The following is a 17,145-nucleotide window of genomic DNA, read 5'->3' on the forward strand; positions in this document are numbered from 1 at the left end:
ACCCTTTTATGAGCGGAAATTCTTATCTATGAGCGCTCCTCCCCCGTTTATGAGCGATAAAACCTTTTTTCAGTGGTCCGATGTTTATATAAAATGCGAAATAAAATTTTCATTTAGTTAAATCTCTAACTTCTTCTTCTCACTAAGCTCCAGGGCGACATCTAAAATCCAGTCCTCTTGACCTGCAATTGCTTGACGTTTTCCTAACTCTTCCATAATTTCAGTAGGATTTAAATTGAATTTCTCTGCCGCATGTCGAACATGTAATAAGAAACTATTGTATACACCTGCATAGCCGCTGGATAGGTTATCACGATCAATAACTATCGGACCTGGCATGATCGGGGCAACTACCTCTTCCGATAAATCCATTAATGTAGCTAAACTTATTCCCGTATCCAGTTCCATTTTATTTAAGGTAGCGACAATTACTTCAGTAGCAGCATTACCAGCACCAGCACCTAAGGCTCTTACTGTTCCATCCACTTGATCTGCCCCTGCTTCAAGTGCAGCTACCGTATTACCGATAGCTAACCCTAAGTTATTATGGGCATGGAATCCAACTTCAATAGATAATACCTCTTTTAAAGCAGAAACCCTATCCCGTACACCTTGTGGGACAAGTGCTCCTGCAGAGTCCACTACATACACACAATCCGCTCCGTATGATTCCATTAATTTTGCTTGCTCCACAAGCACTTCAGCTGGTTGAGTGTGGGACATCATGAGGAATCCTACCGCTTCAATCCCTAATTCTTTAGCTAATCGGATGTATTGCTCTGTCACGTCTGCTTCGGTACAGTGAACCGCAACGCGAATCACTTGAATTCCTATATCTACCGCTTCTCTTAATTCCTCACTCGTACCAATTCCCGGAACAAACAGGGAAGCAATCTTTGCCTGGTTTGCTGTCTCAACCGCTGCTTTAATCAGGTCAAATTCTGGAGTTGTTGAAAACCCTTGTTGGATGGTTGAGCCATTTAATCCCGCACCATGACTCACTTCTATCACGGGAACGGAAGCTTCATCTAACCGACGTACAATATCTATTACTTGCTGTTCCGTAAAACGATAACTAATCGCATGTGAACCATCTCGTAGTGTAGTATCTGTCAGTCTAGGAATCTTCACTTTTGTACCCCCTCTTTTTGTAAGAAATGACTGGCATATAATTCCCCAACTTTTCTGGCTGAGGCCGTCATTATATCTAAATTCCCGGCATATTTAGGGAAAAAGTCTCCAGCACCTTCCACTTCATTCATAATGACGACAACCGGTAAGCGTCCCCATGGCGTATCACGATAGTCAATGATTGGTTCTCCTTTCAAACGGTAGCCTGGTACATATTCTGAAACCTCTTCTATCATTTCATAGATAGATTTCTTAATTGCATAAACATCAAAATCCTTTTCCTTAATCGCAGCATAAACCGTATTTGTCATCGTAATTGGAGGTTCTGCTGGATTAAATACGGGTATGGCTCTAGCCGTTTTCGCTCCACCTACTTGAACTAAAGAATTTGCAGTTGTTCTTGTAAATTCGTCGACATTCTGCCTTGTTCCAGGACCAATCGCACGACTAGCCACCGTTGCAATCATTTCCGCATAGTGAACAGGAACGATTCTGGAGACTGCATAAACAAGTGGTGTCGTTGCTTGCCCAGCACAAGATACCATGTTTACATTTCTCGCTTCGATATGATCATTTAAATTTACAGGTGGTACCAAATAAGGTCCTACTGCTGCAGGTGTTAAATCGATTGCCATCTTCCCTGCTGCTCTTAACTGTTCAGCAGCTTGAACATGTGCTTTTGCACTCGTTGCATCAAAAACCACCTTTATCTCCGGATCAGCTAAAATATCCTCAATTCCCTTATGACTGGATTCTATCCCGGCTTCTCTTGCTCTCTGTAACCCTTCAGATTCCGGGTCAATACCAGCCACTATTGATAATTCCATTGCCCCATCATTTTTCAAAATTTTGTACATGAGGTCTGTTCCTATATTTCCAGAACCAAGTATCGCTACTTTTACTTTTGACATGTGACCTTCCACCTTCCTCTCATAATCAAAGCATCACCTTATAAGTTAGTTTAGTAATTGCTGGAATTTCCAACAATACAAGTGTCCCTTTATGATGGACATTTTCTGAATTTTTAATTATAATTGTCTCTAAAAGGAGGACAGTTATGATGGATCAAAACCAATCTAAAAATATCCTATCGTCCGTGAACAATTCCATTCGTATACTGCGTGCCTTTACTATGGAACAACCACAGAAAGGTGTTCGGGAACTTGCATCTGAACTCGGAATTGGAAAAAGCAGTGTACAACGGATTTTAGCGACACTCGCATCCCAAGGTTTTGTACGTAAGAATGAGGAAACAAATAAATACGAACTTGGTCTATCTGTACTGGAGTTAAGTTCCATCTTCTTAGCAAATATTGACCTCCATCATGAAGCACTTCCCATCGTTACAAAACTTGCACATACCCATAAGGAAACGTCCCATCTGGCAATCCTGGATAAGATGGATGTTGTTTACTTATGTAAAGTAGAAAGTGAGAACTCCATAAAATTACGATCTCATTCTGGATTGCATAATCATACGCATTGCACAAGTTCGGGAAAGCTTTTGCTTGCATACAGTGATCCATATTTTGTCGACTCATTTTTACGTAATGATCTAACCAAATTCACTACCACCACGATTACAGATAGAAAGGCGTTTCTTCATGAACTGGAGAAGATTCGTAAACAAGGATATTCTGTTAGTAGGGGTGAATTTAGAAGAGATGTTACTTCTGTTTCTGCCCCTATACGTGACCATTCCAGGAAAGTGATTTCCGCTATTAATCTAGTTGGTCCAAGTAACCGCTTTACTTTACCAAGAATACAATTTTTCGCACGTGAACTTATTCGTGCTGGTGAGTTAATTTCTGAAAAACTTGGTTACTGGAGCCGGTAATATGTAAATGAAAGATTTCTTTAACAAAAGCGCAAGCGCCCGTTTAGCGACGTACGGAGGTGAAGGAAGTCTCGCTAGTCGCTGGGCGCTGGAGCTGGACGTGGCCATTCCTGCAAGAGGCAGTATTACGGCCAATTTTTATGCTTTATTACCTTGTAAAAAAGCCAAAACTCTTTTAAAGAAATCTTTCTCTTTTATTATTTAGACTTAACTGGTTCTGCAACAGTTCTTGGAGTCCCTTGGGTCCACCATGATTCAGGGAATGCTGTTCCAATCCACGTATCTCCATATCCAGGTGTATCTTTCATTTCCCAAATAACAGGTTCCCAAGTCGGGTCAGTGATTAAATATCCAGCATCACCAAATAGTTCAATACGATTTCCGCCCGGCTCGAGTACATACATACAGAACGCTTGACTAATCCCATGTTTATTTGGTGGTACTTCAATAAAGATATCATTATCTTTTAATAGGTCCGCAACATCATATAGATTTTGTGGAATTCCATACCAGTAGCATAGGTGATGCAATTTACCCGGAATTTCATTCGGCTCTTGCATGAAGGCGATTTCATGAACTAAGTTGGAAACACTCACCCAACTTCCAAGTACCTTCCCTTGATCCTGGATTTGCTCTCTTAATCTAAATCCAAGTGCATCCAGCATAAAGTCAGTGTTTTTACCAGTATCAGAAGTCATCAGATTAATATGGTCCAGACGACGTACAGGTACACCGCGATCAGGACGTTTGATATTACGGTTTAATAGTCTTGTTTTTTCCCCTTCTTTTGGTTGATAGTATTCCACGTCAAATAGTAACTCCATCTTGTGACCATCAGGTGTTGTGAATTGATATGCTGGACCATGACCTATGTCTCCATCTATCCAACCTTGACCTAAACCAGTTGCCTTTACCGCTTCCACACGACGTTCCAGTGCTTGTGGTGAGTGGGTACGCCACCCTAAATGCCCTAAACCTGCATCATTCGATTCCGTAATTTTAAGTGTATTCTGATACGTATCCTCATAAGCTTTTAAATATACAGATTGACCTTCACGAGCTGTAACATCCATCCCTAAAAATCTAGTGAAAAATTCGACAGACTCCTGTGGCTTTGGTGACAAAAGCTCCACATGTGCTAATTGGGCTACATCAAAAATTGGTTCTTTGAACGGACTCATTACTAATTCCTCCCTGTAATTATTTTTTAGTAATCGCTTTCAATCAGTCCATATCTTTTCGTTGGTGTAATTAATTATATAATATTGTAAATTTAGTCATTCTCAAACACTTCGTCCCTATATAGTGGACAAGTTAGGAATTTTTATAAAAGGCGAAAAAATTTGTTAATTTGTTAATATCTAATCATTTGCCTGAAAAGCCACAGGCAAATGATTAGCTTAAAATTATATAGCTACACCCGACTTTTCTAAAGAAGTATATTTTCCTTTATAGAAAACTAGCGGATCAGAACAATCCTTAAGCTTCAAATCTACTACTTTCCCTATGAAAAGCGTATGATCTCCTTCCACGTGTTCATTGACAACTTCACAGGAAATTTGGGTGGATGCTCCTTTAATAACCGGTAAATCTGCTAGCCATTCAAAATCGACATGTCTATCTTCTTTGATTTGTCCTGCAAATATCATCGATAATTCCTGCTGATCTTTAGAAAGAATGTTGACAGCATACGTTTTACTTTTTCTAATCTTTTCCAGCATGCTGGCATTTTCCCCAACTGATATCACAACAAGCTTTGGGTCTAATGAAACCGACATAAATGCATTTGCTGTCATTCCATGTACATCCCCATCCACTTCTGTAGTAATGACATTCACACCCGTTGCGAAATTCCCCATTGCATTTCTAAATTGACGATCTTCCATTTATAAATCCTCCTTTAGAAATTTTATTGTTTGACTAAATTAGCTACTTCAGATGGATTAATCCATGTATCATTCGTCCATCCATTTAAGTCATAATCATTCATCGCTGACTCGGCAAAGCCTTTGTAGGCATCCGCTGCGCCAGTAGCTTCTGCGTGTTTTAATGCTTCTAATCTAATATTCTCGGTATTGCCGGCATAATTTATCTCATAAAGTTCATGACGGCCTCCAAATTCAGAACCAATGGCATCCCAAACCATCTTGAGTAACTTCACGCGTTCTTCCGCGGTAATACCTGTTCCACGATAATATTTATCAATATGTGGTCTTAAATCTTCATTCAGAAAATCCTTTGAACTAGAAGGTAACTGAATTAATCCACCTGCAACCACTTGTTCAAAGATATTTTTCACCCTTACCCAAGTATTTGGTGCCAGTACACGATAAGCATTTGCAGCGTACCCATTCGGAACAGCTACACCATTCATTCCTTCGTCAGGATCACTAGCCATCGCTGTGGTGAGACTCCATACCATATTGCGAAGTGCCAATACTTCTCCAATATTAACCTGCACCCCTCTAAATTGCTGTGTACCAGCACCCTCTGTCGCTTTAAGCAATAATCCGGCCATGAAATCCAGTTTTACAGCTAATCGAGATGCACCATGGAAGGAGAATCTATTTACAAAACCCGTTTCAGGCACAAAATTATTGGATACATCTACGTTCTTATAAGCTAATACATCTTCCCACGGAATGAATACATTATCTAGTACGATAACGGCATCATTTTCATCGAAACGACTTGAAAGCGGATAATCAAATGGCGTTCCATTCTTAGCAGCATTATATTCAAAGGATTGGCGACTGATCATCTTCAAACCAGGCGCATTCATCGGTACCAGGAAAATAAGTGCATGACTTTGGTCTCCACCACCCAGGTCTCTAGGTCCGTAGTTCGCTACGAAGTTATAATTGGTTAATGGGGCAGATGTACCGACCATTTTGGCGCCGCTTACAATAATGCCATTATCTTTTTCTTCCACCGCACGTACAAATACATCCTTGTTTTCATGTAGAGGTTTGGAACGATCGACTTGTGGATTAATAATGGTATGGTTAACAAAAGGTACATCCTTTGACGCCTTTTTGTACCAGGCTTTTGCATTATCCTCAAAACCTTTATAATAGTCTGCATAACCATATAAGTGACCAAGAAACGAAGCCTTATAATCAGGAGTACGGCCCATAAATCCATAGCTCAACTTCGACCATTCTGCAATCGCATCTCTTGTTTTAAGTAAATCCTCTGAACTTCTTGGCGTTTTAAAGAACCAGTGCGTTTTATCTCCATATTCATTTTCAGTTACTAACTTTTTGCTTACTTCTGGATCATGTAGCGCATCATACATTCTTGCATAGGAACGAGCAGCATTACGAAATGCTGGATGTGTTGTTACATCCTCCACTTTTTCCCCATTCAAATAAACTTCTCTACCATCTCGCAAGCTTTCCAAATATTCTTTACCTGTTAGCATGTTTTGGCCTCCTACGTTTTTATTTATACTATTTTTATATTTCTTAATTTTATTTTATTTAAAAGCGCTTACACAAACAATGACATGTGATGTTTGAATATTAGTTATTTTTAAACATCACATGTCAGTTTGCAATCTTTAGAAAACTGGCCCACTCGCTCGTCTGTTAGGAAATGGGCCAGTTTTTCTTATACTTAGAACCTTAAAATGTTAGCTACTCGATTTTTCTTTGATCAAATTTTATATTTTCCTAACGTGAAAAAAGCCTCGATTTAGGAGACTTTCGTGCTTCAAACATGGTCTAAATCTAGCTTGCCTGTTGATATTAACGCTTGAATGGATAATAATAACTGATACGATACTTCCGGATTTCTTATATCCTGTTCTAACAACTTTTCGATTTTTCCGATTCGATACCTAAGACCACTTAAAGATAATGCTAAATCTGAAGCTGTTTGTTCTAAATTGCCACCGTTAAGCAAATACACAAACAAGGTTTTGACCAACTCGATTTTTTTATAGTCTTCTAAATCATCGCATAGCGGCTTCAGTGTGTACGTCGCAATTGCTTCCACTTCTTTCTTGTTATTCTTATTGATTAAAGGGCCAAGAATTCCCAAAGACTGAAATGCTACTAAATTATTTCCTTTTGTTGCCATTCTTACTGAAGTTAGTGCTTCTGTATAACTTTCCGAAGCCTTTTCAATTTCATCAGACTGCATACTGATCCCAGCACGAAAGGAAACAGAAGGATACGTTTTAGAAAGATAATCCAAGTAATATGCACAAGTAGCTTGAATTCCCTTTTTCTCTATTTCATTGTTTAAAAATAAGAGAACTAACTTATTAGACTGGTGTCCCATTAGAACCTGTATTCCTTGCTTCTTATAATAAGAGGATGTTTGGTTCATGACCTCTTCCAAAAAGGATAATTCTTCTTTGTAATCTTTATTAGGAAATTGAAAATCAATCACCACTATATAATATGCTTGAAAAAGGTCTAAACCAACGAAACTGCTGCGCCGTAAGATTTCTTCCTTTCTATAGTCTTCATTTAAAATCTGTTCTAAAAATCGTCCCCTCATCCTTTCTTCCGCTTCTGCTTCTGTCTTTTTATTTAATAGATATAGTGCACTGATCGATGCAATTCGTTCAATAATCATTTGCAGAAATCTGAAATTCGCTTTCGCAGATTCTTCACATAAAAACGAACAGTATCCAATTGTTTTTCCTTGAAGAAATATTGGAGTTACGACACGGGAATGTTCGCCCAAATTTATCGTTGTTGTTTGATGGAGAGATTTTGTCTTCCATCCGTTAGACTGAACATACTGTATAAATAGTTGGTTCATCTCTTCCAATTTTTCTGTTGAGACCCCACCAGAAGCGACAGGCTTTAGTTCTTTACTCTCAATCAAGATAGCTGTATTCGTTAAACGATAAACGTTTTCCATAATTGCGTCCAAGTCTTTCCCTTTTAAAATTTCTTCTGTTAATTTGCTATGAATGATTGAAACGTTTTTTAAATGATTGCGTTCTTCCAGTAATTTTTCATATGTTAATTCTAATTCCTTTAAAATAGGTTCCTCTTTGTATACTTTGAGTTCATCACTCATTTCATCTGTCCAGTAATCAACCGTTCTTCCAACCCATTTGCATATTTCATTCCCTTTTCCAACACAAGATATTTCCTTAAACAATACTCTTTGATTACACACCTCTGTAAGATAACCGCTCGCGTATCCAACTAATGTATAACAGACAGGTTCCTCCGATGCACCAAATTGTTCCATATGTTCCTTTGCCTCATAAGAATGCTCCCATTCCCCTTCGACAAAAATAGATACTTTATCCCCATGATGTTCTACTTTTAAATTGGTGATTTTTGAAATGGCATGACCTTGCAACTGATGATAGACGGGCCCCTTTTTAATAATCATTTCCGTCGATTCGTTTTTGTATTTTTCTAATATGACCTTTGCATCTTTTCGACCAAGATCAAAGCCATAACGAGTTAAAAAGCCTTTTGCCCTTTCCTTTCCAATATTAAGATATAAATCTTTTCTTAAAATACCGAAAGAAGTAGTTGGGACTAACGTTATTCTGCTGTCCCCCTGATAAATAAGTCCATCACCCTTAAACTCTAAATTATCCTGTTCCTCGAGGTATTTGTTTCCCTTCAAATATCCCTCACTCCTTATAAATAGTTCTTTCATACTAGGTAATTGTAATCGTTTACATTTTTACGGACTAATCAAGTATTTATATTATAACAGACTATTCCTAATAAACATACTATTTATCGTTTTGAGGAAGACCATAGGGACAGGTACTTTTTCATTCAAATAAACGGGACAGTGGACCCTGTCCCTATGGCTGTTTTTATTCAAAAGCAATATGAGCAGCTTCTTCAAATTCATATTGTACTTTTTCGATTTCACCTGTGAATGGGAAAGATCCCTTATCCGCATATTCCGGGCTTACAGGGTATAGTAAGTCTTCTCCAATATCCAGCCCTTCAAATGAAACTTTTAGTGGTAATGTTTTTATTTCCGTATTTCCAACCGGTTCGTCGTTAATGAACAATGTTCCTATCCCTAGATTCTCACCCGTATTTTCAAAAACAAATGTAATGACATTCTCACCCTTTTCTAACCTCTTATCTGACGTAATCGTGAATCTCTCATTACCATTGTGATACTCGTAATGAAGGCTATTCCCTTCTACATAGAACGTATATCCACTCTTATCATTACCCAGGGCTAATAGAATCCCTTTATCTCCTTTTTCAAAATCAATTGGGATGGTGATTTCATGATTACGATCTAATGTAAGTGGTGCAGCTGATTCACCTAAATGTGACATTTCCGGATAATACGTAAACGATTTTCTTGCTCTAATGTTATCAGCTGGTACATTTGCCAGACCTTCTAAGAATTTCTCTGACATTGGGAATACATTATTCTTTTCTGCTTCTTCATGCCAAATTTTAATAAGTTCCTCTACTTTTTCCGGATGTTCCTCTGCCACATTGTTTAATTCCGAGAAATCTTCTTCCAAATGGTAGAGTTGCCACTCATCATCTTCAAAATCAGTACCAGGCTCATGAACGGAAACCGCTTTCCATCCATCATGATAAATGGTACGTTTTCCACTATGTTCAAAGTATTGTGTATCCTTGCCCGTCTCAGCATCCGGATTGTCAAATGTTTCTGCAAAACTGACTCCTGTCACTTCCAATTGTTCAACACCATTTAACGTTTCTGGTACATCAATTCCTAGAACATCATACACGGTTGCCGTGATATCACTAACATGGGTAAACTGTGTTCTAATTTCATCTTTCGCCTCAATCCCATTTGGCCAGTGCACAATCATTGGTGTGCGGATTCCACCTGCATGTGTTGTACCTTTAAATTTCGCAAATGGGGTATTACTTACTTGGGACCAACCTTGTGGGTAGTCACTACTCGTCCATTCTCCACCAATTTCATTAAAATCTTCTTTTACAGACTCGAAATCTGCGACAATCTGATTATAAGCAAGGGATTGATTCGTTGCTCCATGTGGTCCACCTGAGAAGGTCGCACCGTTATCTGAGATAAACACAATCATTGTATTATCCAATTCTCCTGTTTCCTCCAAGGTCTCTATTAACTTTCCAACTTGTTCATCCGTGTGTGTTAAAAACCCTGCGTATGTCTCCATAAATCTTGCATACACTTTCTTTTCGTCGTCACTTAAGCTATCCCATTCTTCTACTCCTTCTTCTCGCGGTGCAAGTTCTGCATCTTCTGGTATAATTCCTAGTTCTTTCTGTTTTTCAAATCGCTGCTCCCTAATCACATCCCAGCCTTGATCATACTTCCCTTCATACATTTCAATGTATTCCTCAGGTACTTGATGTGGCATATGTTGTGCCCCAAAACCAAGATACAAAAAGAATGGATCATCTGGACGAACAGAAACATGATCGGTAATATATTGTCTCGCATTTAGAACGATATCTTTTGAATAGTGATAGTTCTCTACGTCAGGCAAAGGTATCGGGCTATTATCCCTAAATAGTTCTGGCCGGAACTGATCAGACGAGTCTTCTAAATTTCCATAATACTTATGAAAACCTCTCCCAAGTGGCCATGTATCAAACGGCCCAGCTGGAGTAATTTCTGCGGTTGGTGAAATATGCCATTTCCCAACCCCATAGTTGGCATATCCATTTTCTCCAAGTACTTCTGTTACAAAACCAGCTTCTTCAGAAATTCTTCCTCTCCGGCTTGGATTTTCCTCTCCAAAATCAAAATTCGATACATTTCCCATACCAACAGCGTGATTATTTCTTCCTGTTAATAAGGAAGCACGTGTTGGAGAACAAACCGGAGATGTATGAAAGTTATTATACTTTAAGCCATTCTCTGCTAATGCATCGATATTCGGGGTGCTTATTTCAGAACCAAAGCTACCCAAATCAGAGAAACCAGCATCATCCAGCACGATATACATGACATTCGTTTTTTCATCTACCATTGCTTGATTTTGGGTTTTCCCATTTTCCTGAGCTGCATCTACTTCTTTTGATTGTGCTTGACATCCCCCTAATAATACGGTTGCTGCTAAGGCAGCCGTACCAAACATAGAAAATTTCTTCACATATTTCGACCAGGGCTTTTCTTCTTTTTTTCTATATTCCAATATCATCTTCCTCCTTTTCATATTATAGATTCATAACATTAAAGATTTAGACATCCGTCACACAGCGAAAACCAATATTTCCTGATGCACTATCTGGAGTATTCTTTGACCGTGCTGCTACTCGGTAACGGTTACAATAGGAGTCGTGGCAAAGATAGGAGCCTCCCCGCATCACACGAAATTCTCCTGATTTCGGTCCTTTTGGATTATTCCTTCCACCACGATCACGTATACTTTTTGCGAACCAATCTGAGCACCATTCCCAAACATTCCCCACGACATTGTACAGACCATACCCATTTGGCGGAAAAGACTTGACCGGTGCTGTACCTTTATAGCCATCTTCTTCCGTATTTGTTTTAGGAAATTCTCCTTGCCAAACATTACAAAGATGTTCGCCATTTGGGCTGAGTTCATCCCCCCACGGATATTTCTTATGCTCATGCCCACCACGAGCCGCAAACTCCCATTCTGCTTCTGTCGGTAGTCTTTTCCCAGCCCATTTGCAATACGCTTGAGCATCATTCCAAGAAACATGGACAACTGGGTGATCCATTCTATTCTCAATATTTGAATCAAGTCCTTCTGGATGTCTCCATGATGCACCTTGCACGACAAGCCACCAGGGAGTCTGTCTCACAACTTGTTTCACTTTTCTTTTTGTTCGGTTACTAACAAATAAATAGAATACAAAGGACCAACCAAATCGTTCTGAATCTGTATTATAACCGGTATCCTGGACAAATTTCTGGAACTCAGCATTCGTAACGGTATGAGCATCCATATAGAATGGGTCCACTGTAACTTTTCTAACCGGCCCCTCCCCATCTTCTGGGTATCCTTCTTTATCTTTCGTGCCCATAAAAAAACTTCCACCTGGAATATAAATGTGATTATTACCTGATTCTACTTTTACAGATGATGGATTGCTTTCTTTGAAGTCTAAGTTTTGTGTTATATCATCGTATTTTTGCTCGACGTCACTCCGACTCACGTCGCAGCAATCTGATGTCTTATGATGTCCGATTTGAATCACCCTCCTTTTTGTTTTTAATATATCTAGTAGATCTCTATACATAGCAGATTTATAGGTAGCGCTTTCATTTATTGCCACCCAACACTTATTTGAATTTAATTTTAGAAAAATTTTGTGTTTTGAGAAAGTTATTTGTCCCGGTATGTGGAATGAAAATAGAATTTTTATAAAAATAAGCCAATAGCCCTATTATTGTTAAGATTATTTGAATTTATCATATTTCCAAATAAACGTTCCTCCATATTAGGATATTCTACTTGCTAATTTAAGCGTTTATTTCCCTTTCAAAACTATCAGCATTTATTTATACTAAATTCCAAAGGGAGGTGAAAATATGGAACAAGAAACCATGTTAAAAGAAATCCTAAATGCATTTAAACTCTATTCAGACAAAATTGACCAAAAGCTGGATAATATGAATTCCGATTTAGAGAGTCAGATTAATAATCTAGAAACCAAATTGGGTGGTAGAATTAGCAGCCTAGAAGCCAGGATTGGTAACCTGGAACAAAAATGGATGAAGGTTTCGCAAATGTTGATGAGCAATTAGATCGATTAGGAAAAAAGCAAGACGGATTGCGCGTTGAACTAACTGAAACTAAAGAAACAGTCGATTTTCTACTAACCAAAACTACCCAGCATGAGAGAAAACTTCACCAACTAATCAAGGAGCAACCTTAAATTCCAGCCTGCTATTATTCCCAATATTATGAAGGAAGGTTTTGCCTTCATTTTATCTCAATATCCATGAAGGGAAGATGAAGGCATAACTTATTTCGCTACTGCATTTTTCTTACCTACTCTTCCCTTTAAGTGTGATTTCCATAAATAAGAACCTAAAAGGTAAACTAAAAGACGCTCCCAAAAGGAAACGCCCTCCAAACCTATTCACCTAAATCTATCTCAATCGACTCCGTCCCCCAAAATCCAGTTTGAGCTTTCATAACAGCGTTAGGTAAATCCACATCTGCCCCAACTTCAAACACAACTTTCCCAGATTTAGAGAGTCCAGGATTAATCTGCTCCAGGAAGAAGTCATTCATGTCATCCCCCATCGCCATCATAACTTCCCCAGAAGTAACTGGATCGTATTCAACATTATTACCTGTAATAATTTTAAAATAACTGGAATCAATCGTAATGGATTCACTCTTGTCATTTTGAACGGTCACGTCCAGAACGATGAACTTTCCATCTGTTTCCGCATTCTCTATAAACTCATTCCCACTGTCTATTTCATTCGTTTCCTCTATTTCATTAACAGTAAATGTAACGTCAGCAATCATTGCAGGCTCCCCGATTTTTGCAGAAGTGATTTCCTCTGACGTTTCTTCGTTATCTGCTGTTTCCTGACTGCTATTTTTATTCTGCTCTGAATTTGCTTCTTCGTCTGTGCTGGCAGTTTCCGTATCTGTATTGCCTCCACTAGCTATAGCAATAACAATAATTAATACTACTACCCACACCCATATTTTCCTGTAAAATGGTTTTTTAACTTTTTCCTTACTCATTTCGCTCTCCCCTTTTATTGCTTTTTTTTAACCTATTGTTTCCCTTTTTAATCTACTAAGGCTCTACTCGCCGATATCGCTTCGTCAGCTATGCTGTACATTTTTTCCACCCCATCATACGAAGTTTCATAGCTGTATGCATTTTCTATATCAATACCGATACTGCCGGCTTCCTTCACTGTATCAATATTTGCACCCAAAAAGATGAATTCCCAATGATACTTTTCCTGCTGATGATTAATGAGATTCCTCACCTTTTCATAAGTAAACTCCTGGCTTGCATTTTCCAATCCATCTGTCGTAATGACAAATATTACATTTCCAGGTCTTTGTTCCTCACTTGTTTTTGACAACCTGTATCCTACGTCTAAAATCGTTTTTCCTATAGCATCCAATAAGGCAGTTTTTCCTCTGACATAGTATTCCTTTTCCGTTAATACTACCGTTTGAGCATCCACTCCATCCCATAATACCTCATACTGATCATCAAACAGCACGGTAGTAAGCATCGTTTTACCTGGAAGTTGACATTGATGTTTCATCATGGAGTTAAACCCGCGAATGGTAAATTCCTCAAGCCCTGACATTGAACCACTTCGGTCAATCAAAAAGATAATCTCTGTTCGTTCACTATTCATCACAACCACCCTCTCGTATATTCGTTATGCTATAATCATAATGTAATCATTTCCCCATTTGGTCGCCTGCCAAGCGACATTTTCCTGGAGGTATGGATGATGTTAGATCAGCAGATTATAAAAGAAATAGAAAGATACATAGAACTTCATCAGATAGAAATTTATTCACTGTATGAGTCAGTAGATGCTGAATACGTAACAAAAGAAATGGAATTAGAGGACTTCATTGAAAACAACCGGGAACCAGAATTTCAGCAGGTATTATTTGAGTTTATTGATCGGTCTGGACTTAGGGATCCGGAAGTATATAAACGAGCAGGAATCGATCGCAGGCATTTTTCCAAGATTCGCAGCAGCAGAAACTACCTCCCGAAGAAAAATACGCTGATTGCACTCGCATTTGCCCTGGAACTGGACAGAGAAGAAACCGACGAACTCCTACACGCTGCCGGATACTCCTTGACGAACAGCGATACGAGTGATTTAGTTATCCAATATTGTTTGGAAAAAAGAATAACGAATATTCACGATGTTAATGAAGCGTTGGATTATTTTAGTTTAGAGCCGTTGATGGGGTAAACAAGAAAAAAAGAGCAACCCAACAATCGGATTGCTCCTTTTAATCACTCCACATTTAATGGATGATATTTCCCGGTAATCGAATCAACGATTAAAGTAAATAAATTTTCCTCTCCTTTATTACCATTCACCACCCAATATGGCCAATAAAATAATTCGTAATCTTTAAGGGAAATATTTGGTGTAGAGATTACCTTTATTTTCTTAGAAATAGTTCGATATAAAAACTCTTCTGCAGTATCCCTGGCCTTTTGTTCATCTAACTGAATGGGGACTAATCTCTCCTTAGATATGTTGGAATTCAAAAATTCCGGTTTTTTATCTGTTAAGGCTGGTACTCCACTTACACCATCAACCGTACATCCAACCTTCCCCTTTAAAGGAGATATCGGATTTTTCCTTTGAAAAGAAAACTCATAAAACATATATGGATAATAAACAAGACTTTCTACTGTAAAATTCAGATTTTGTTCTACCTTACTTAGTGAATGCACCACTGTTTCTTTTGAATAGAAAATATCCTGAGCTTTAATTTTCAACATTGTTTAACCTCACCGATTGAAGATGGGTAGAAATATTTTTCGCTTCGGGACTTAAGTCAAAGGAAATACTCTTATTTATATTCTTAGGAATTTGCCTTGGACCTTTTGCTTTTTCTACCAATGCCTGCATTTCATCAGAAGGAGGATTACCAAACCTATTACCAACTAACATACCTGCTATAGAGAAAATGACCCCTGCTAAAAATGGATGAATTCCAGTTACCGTATCTAATGCTCCAACCGTCCAAATTATGTTTGTCCCAGCACCAGCTATCATTGAACACAATACACCAACCTTGTTTGCTTTCGTGGAATAAACGGAAGCAATATATGGAACGATAAAACTATTACCAAGAACGCCAGAAGCAAATATAACCAACGCAAAAATAGTAGGAGGTTGATAGATTGCTACAATAACGCCAACGACACCAACAGCGAGAACACATAAACGGGAAACTAGGACCACCTTAGCCTGGCTTGCCTCCTTATTAATAAAACGCTGATAGATATCCCGTGATAGAATCGTCCCAGTCTGCATCAAAATTGAATCAGACGTCGACATAATAGCTGCCATAAGTGCCGATAGCAAAATTGCAGCGATAACACCAGGAAAAAAAGTATAGGCAAGAGTAGGAATAACCATTTCCGGATCAGACAGATTCGGCAGCATAACAATTCCAACAAAACCTAAAACATATGGTGCGAAAACAAAAATCTGGTTCCAAATAGATGATACGAGGACTGCTCCTTTAACCGTTTTGGTACTTTTCATGGACATGTGGCGTACGACCACATGTGGCAATCCCATATAGGTGATGGCATATATTAAAATGGCTCCTAGCACCATTCCCCATTGCCCGTAATATGCTAAGTCCTTGCCCCAAATACTCAAGTAAGTAGGATCAATCGCAGCTAAGCTCTCATTTAATCCGGATAAACCACCGATATGAATAAGTCCCATTACCATTATTCCAGTAATTCCAAGTACCATAATTATACCTTGTACAAAATCCGTCCAAACAACGGCAAGATATCCTCCGGTAACGGTATACGCAATAATTACACCAATCCCTAAAATCAAGGCAAGTTCATAATTAAAACCTGTTAAACTTTCCAATGCCTTACCAGCTGCAATAAATTGTGCAAACACATATGCAGATAGGAATACAATGGAAATCAAAGAAGCAACCACTTTTACAGCGACACTTTCATACCTCTTTTCAAGATATTCAATTGGAGAAAGTGCTCCTAATAATTCCGACATTCTTCTCATTCTTTTCCCCAAAACCGATAAATTAATAATCGAACCACCTGCATCCCCGATAGCATACCATATGGCGTACCATCCTTGCTGGAATGCAAGAGCGGGCCCTCCCATAAACATATACCCACTCATAGAAGTACTTTGCATCGTTAAAGCCGTTACTGCTGGTCCCAGACTTCTTCCTCCAAGGATGTAATCATCTACTGACTTGTTCACTTTCCTGGAAAAGGATATACCAAGTGCCAATAATCCCAGCATATAAATAACAAATATAATCATATCCAGATTCATATTTCCAACCCCTTTTTTCTAACCCCTATTTACTTTCTTCTTCGTATATATCCTCTCTCCTTAGCTTAAAATACATAAATATCCCTAATCCTAACCAAATAAATGGCCATGGTACTAATAGCCAAAATGTCTCAGCCGGAAGATTAAACATTTATTCACCACCTTTGTATTAATTAACCAAGCTCCGAAATCGCTTACAT

General features: G+C 38.5%; 16 protein-coding genes. 3 read left to right on the plus strand and 13 right to left on the minus strand.

Annotated elements, in window-relative coordinates; translation table 11 throughout:
- Nucleotides 1–117 precede the first annotated feature (117 nt).
- Together dmpG and GMJ66_RS16235 are read right to left on the minus strand one after the other, a co-directional pair.
- Entirely contained in the window at nt 118–1,131 is a 1,014-nt protein-coding gene (dmpG, locus tag GMJ66_RS16230) for a 4-hydroxy-2-oxovalerate aldolase (protein ID WP_156291366.1), read from the minus strand.
- Complete coding sequence (locus GMJ66_RS16235; protein ID WP_156291367.1) at nt 1,128–2,042, minus strand: acetaldehyde dehydrogenase (acetylating); 915 nt, start codon at nt 2,040–2,042, stop codon at nt 1,128–1,130. Before GMJ66_RS16235 ends, dmpG begins: the two co-directional genes overlap by 4 nt.
- 146 nt (nt 2,043–2,188) lie before the next feature.
- On the opposite strand from GMJ66_RS16235, the gene GMJ66_RS16240 reads away from it, so the two are divergent.
- Nucleotides 2,189–2,968 carry an IclR family transcriptional regulator gene (locus GMJ66_RS16240; RefSeq protein ID WP_156291368.1) on the plus strand — a complete coding sequence of 260 codons (780 nt, stop codon included), beginning with the start codon at nt 2,189–2,191 and terminating at the stop codon, nt 2,966–2,968.
- A gap of 197 nt (nt 2,969–3,165) precedes the next feature.
- Here the strand turns inward: GMJ66_RS16240 and GMJ66_RS16250 are convergent, their stop codons facing one another.
- The 6 genes from GMJ66_RS16250 to GMJ66_RS16275 form a co-directional block, all read right to left on the minus strand.
- On the minus strand, nt 3,166–4,149 hold the full coding sequence (locus GMJ66_RS16250; protein ID WP_156291370.1) for a catechol 2,3-dioxygenase: 984 nt from the start codon (nt 4,147–4,149) through the stop codon (nt 3,166–3,168).
- Nucleotides 4,150–4,374: 225 nt separating this feature from the next.
- Entirely contained in the window at nt 4,375–4,854 is a 480-nt protein-coding gene (locus tag GMJ66_RS16255) for a flavin reductase family protein (protein ID WP_156291371.1), read from the minus strand.
- 23 nt (nt 4,855–4,877) lie between these two features.
- Complete coding sequence (locus GMJ66_RS16260) at nt 4,878–6,392, minus strand: 4-hydroxyphenylacetate 3-hydroxylase family protein (protein WP_156291372.1); 1,515 nt, start codon at nt 6,390–6,392, stop codon at nt 4,878–4,880.
- A 290-nt stretch (nt 6,393–6,682) separates the two neighbouring features.
- Entirely contained in the window at nt 6,683–8,575 is a 1,893-nt protein-coding gene (locus tag GMJ66_RS16265; protein ID WP_197046747.1) for a XylR N-terminal domain-containing protein, read from the minus strand.
- Between the two features lie 199 nt (nt 8,576–8,774).
- Nucleotides 8,775–11,090, minus strand: a complete 2,316-nt coding sequence (locus GMJ66_RS16270) for an arylsulfatase (RefSeq protein WP_407939240.1) — start codon at nt 11,088–11,090, stop codon at nt 8,775–8,777.
- Nucleotides 11,091–11,130: 40 nt separating this feature from the next.
- Nucleotides 11,131–12,117, minus strand: coding sequence for a formylglycine-generating enzyme family protein (locus tag GMJ66_RS16275; RefSeq protein WP_407939241.1), 987 nt, complete (start codon nt 12,115–12,117; stop codon nt 11,131–11,133).
- A 337-nt stretch (nt 12,118–12,454) separates the two neighbouring features.
- Between GMJ66_RS16275 and GMJ66_RS16280 the strand changes: the two genes are divergently transcribed.
- Nucleotides 12,455–12,670 carry a hypothetical protein gene (locus tag GMJ66_RS16280; protein ID WP_156291375.1) on the plus strand — a complete coding sequence of 72 codons (216 nt, stop codon included), beginning with the start codon at nt 12,455–12,457 and terminating at the stop codon, nt 12,668–12,670.
- 334 nt (nt 12,671–13,004) lie between these two features.
- Here the strand turns inward: GMJ66_RS16280 and GMJ66_RS16285 are convergent, their stop codons facing one another.
- The gene (locus tag GMJ66_RS16285) at nt 13,005–13,631 is read right to left on the minus strand and encodes a DUF4352 domain-containing protein (RefSeq protein ID WP_156291376.1); all 627 of its coding nucleotides are present in this window, start codon (nt 13,629–13,631) and stop codon (nt 13,005–13,007) included.
- A gap of 47 nt (nt 13,632–13,678) precedes the next feature.
- Nucleotides 13,679–14,269 carry a vWA domain-containing protein gene (locus GMJ66_RS16290; protein WP_156291377.1) on the minus strand — a complete coding sequence of 197 codons (591 nt, stop codon included), beginning with the start codon at nt 14,267–14,269 and terminating at the stop codon, nt 13,679–13,681.
- 99 nt (nt 14,270–14,368) lie between these two features.
- On the opposite strand from GMJ66_RS16290, the gene GMJ66_RS16295 reads away from it, so the two are divergent.
- Nucleotides 14,369–14,848: a helix-turn-helix domain-containing protein gene (locus tag GMJ66_RS16295; protein ID WP_156291378.1), complete on the plus strand. Its 480-nt coding sequence runs from the start codon at nt 14,369–14,371 to the stop codon at nt 14,846–14,848.
- A 44-nt stretch (nt 14,849–14,892) separates the two neighbouring features.
- On the opposite strand, the gene GMJ66_RS16300 is transcribed toward GMJ66_RS16295, so the two are convergent.
- From GMJ66_RS16300 to GMJ66_RS20955, 3 genes are read right to left on the minus strand one after another with little or no spacing between them, the layout of a single operon-like run.
- Nucleotides 14,893–15,390: a hypothetical protein gene (locus GMJ66_RS16300; protein ID WP_156291379.1), complete on the minus strand. Its 498-nt coding sequence runs from the start codon at nt 15,388–15,390 to the stop codon at nt 14,893–14,895.
- Entirely contained in the window at nt 15,377–16,945 is a 1,569-nt protein-coding gene (locus GMJ66_RS16305; protein ID WP_156291380.1) for a sodium/proline symporter, read from the minus strand. Before GMJ66_RS16305 ends, GMJ66_RS16300 begins: the two co-directional genes overlap by 14 nt.
- A 25-nt stretch (nt 16,946–16,970) precedes the next feature.
- Nucleotides 16,971–17,096 (minus strand): hypothetical protein, encoded by a 126-nt coding sequence (locus tag GMJ66_RS20955; protein ID WP_269321885.1) that lies wholly within the window; start codon nt 17,094–17,096, stop codon nt 16,971–16,973.
- Between the last annotated feature and the right edge of the window lie 49 nt (nt 17,097–17,145).

This window comes from Oceanobacillus salinisoli, assembly GCF_009733865.1.
Taxonomy (GTDB): domain Bacteria; phylum Bacillota; class Bacilli; order Bacillales; family Amphibacillaceae; genus Oceanobacillus; species Oceanobacillus salinisoli.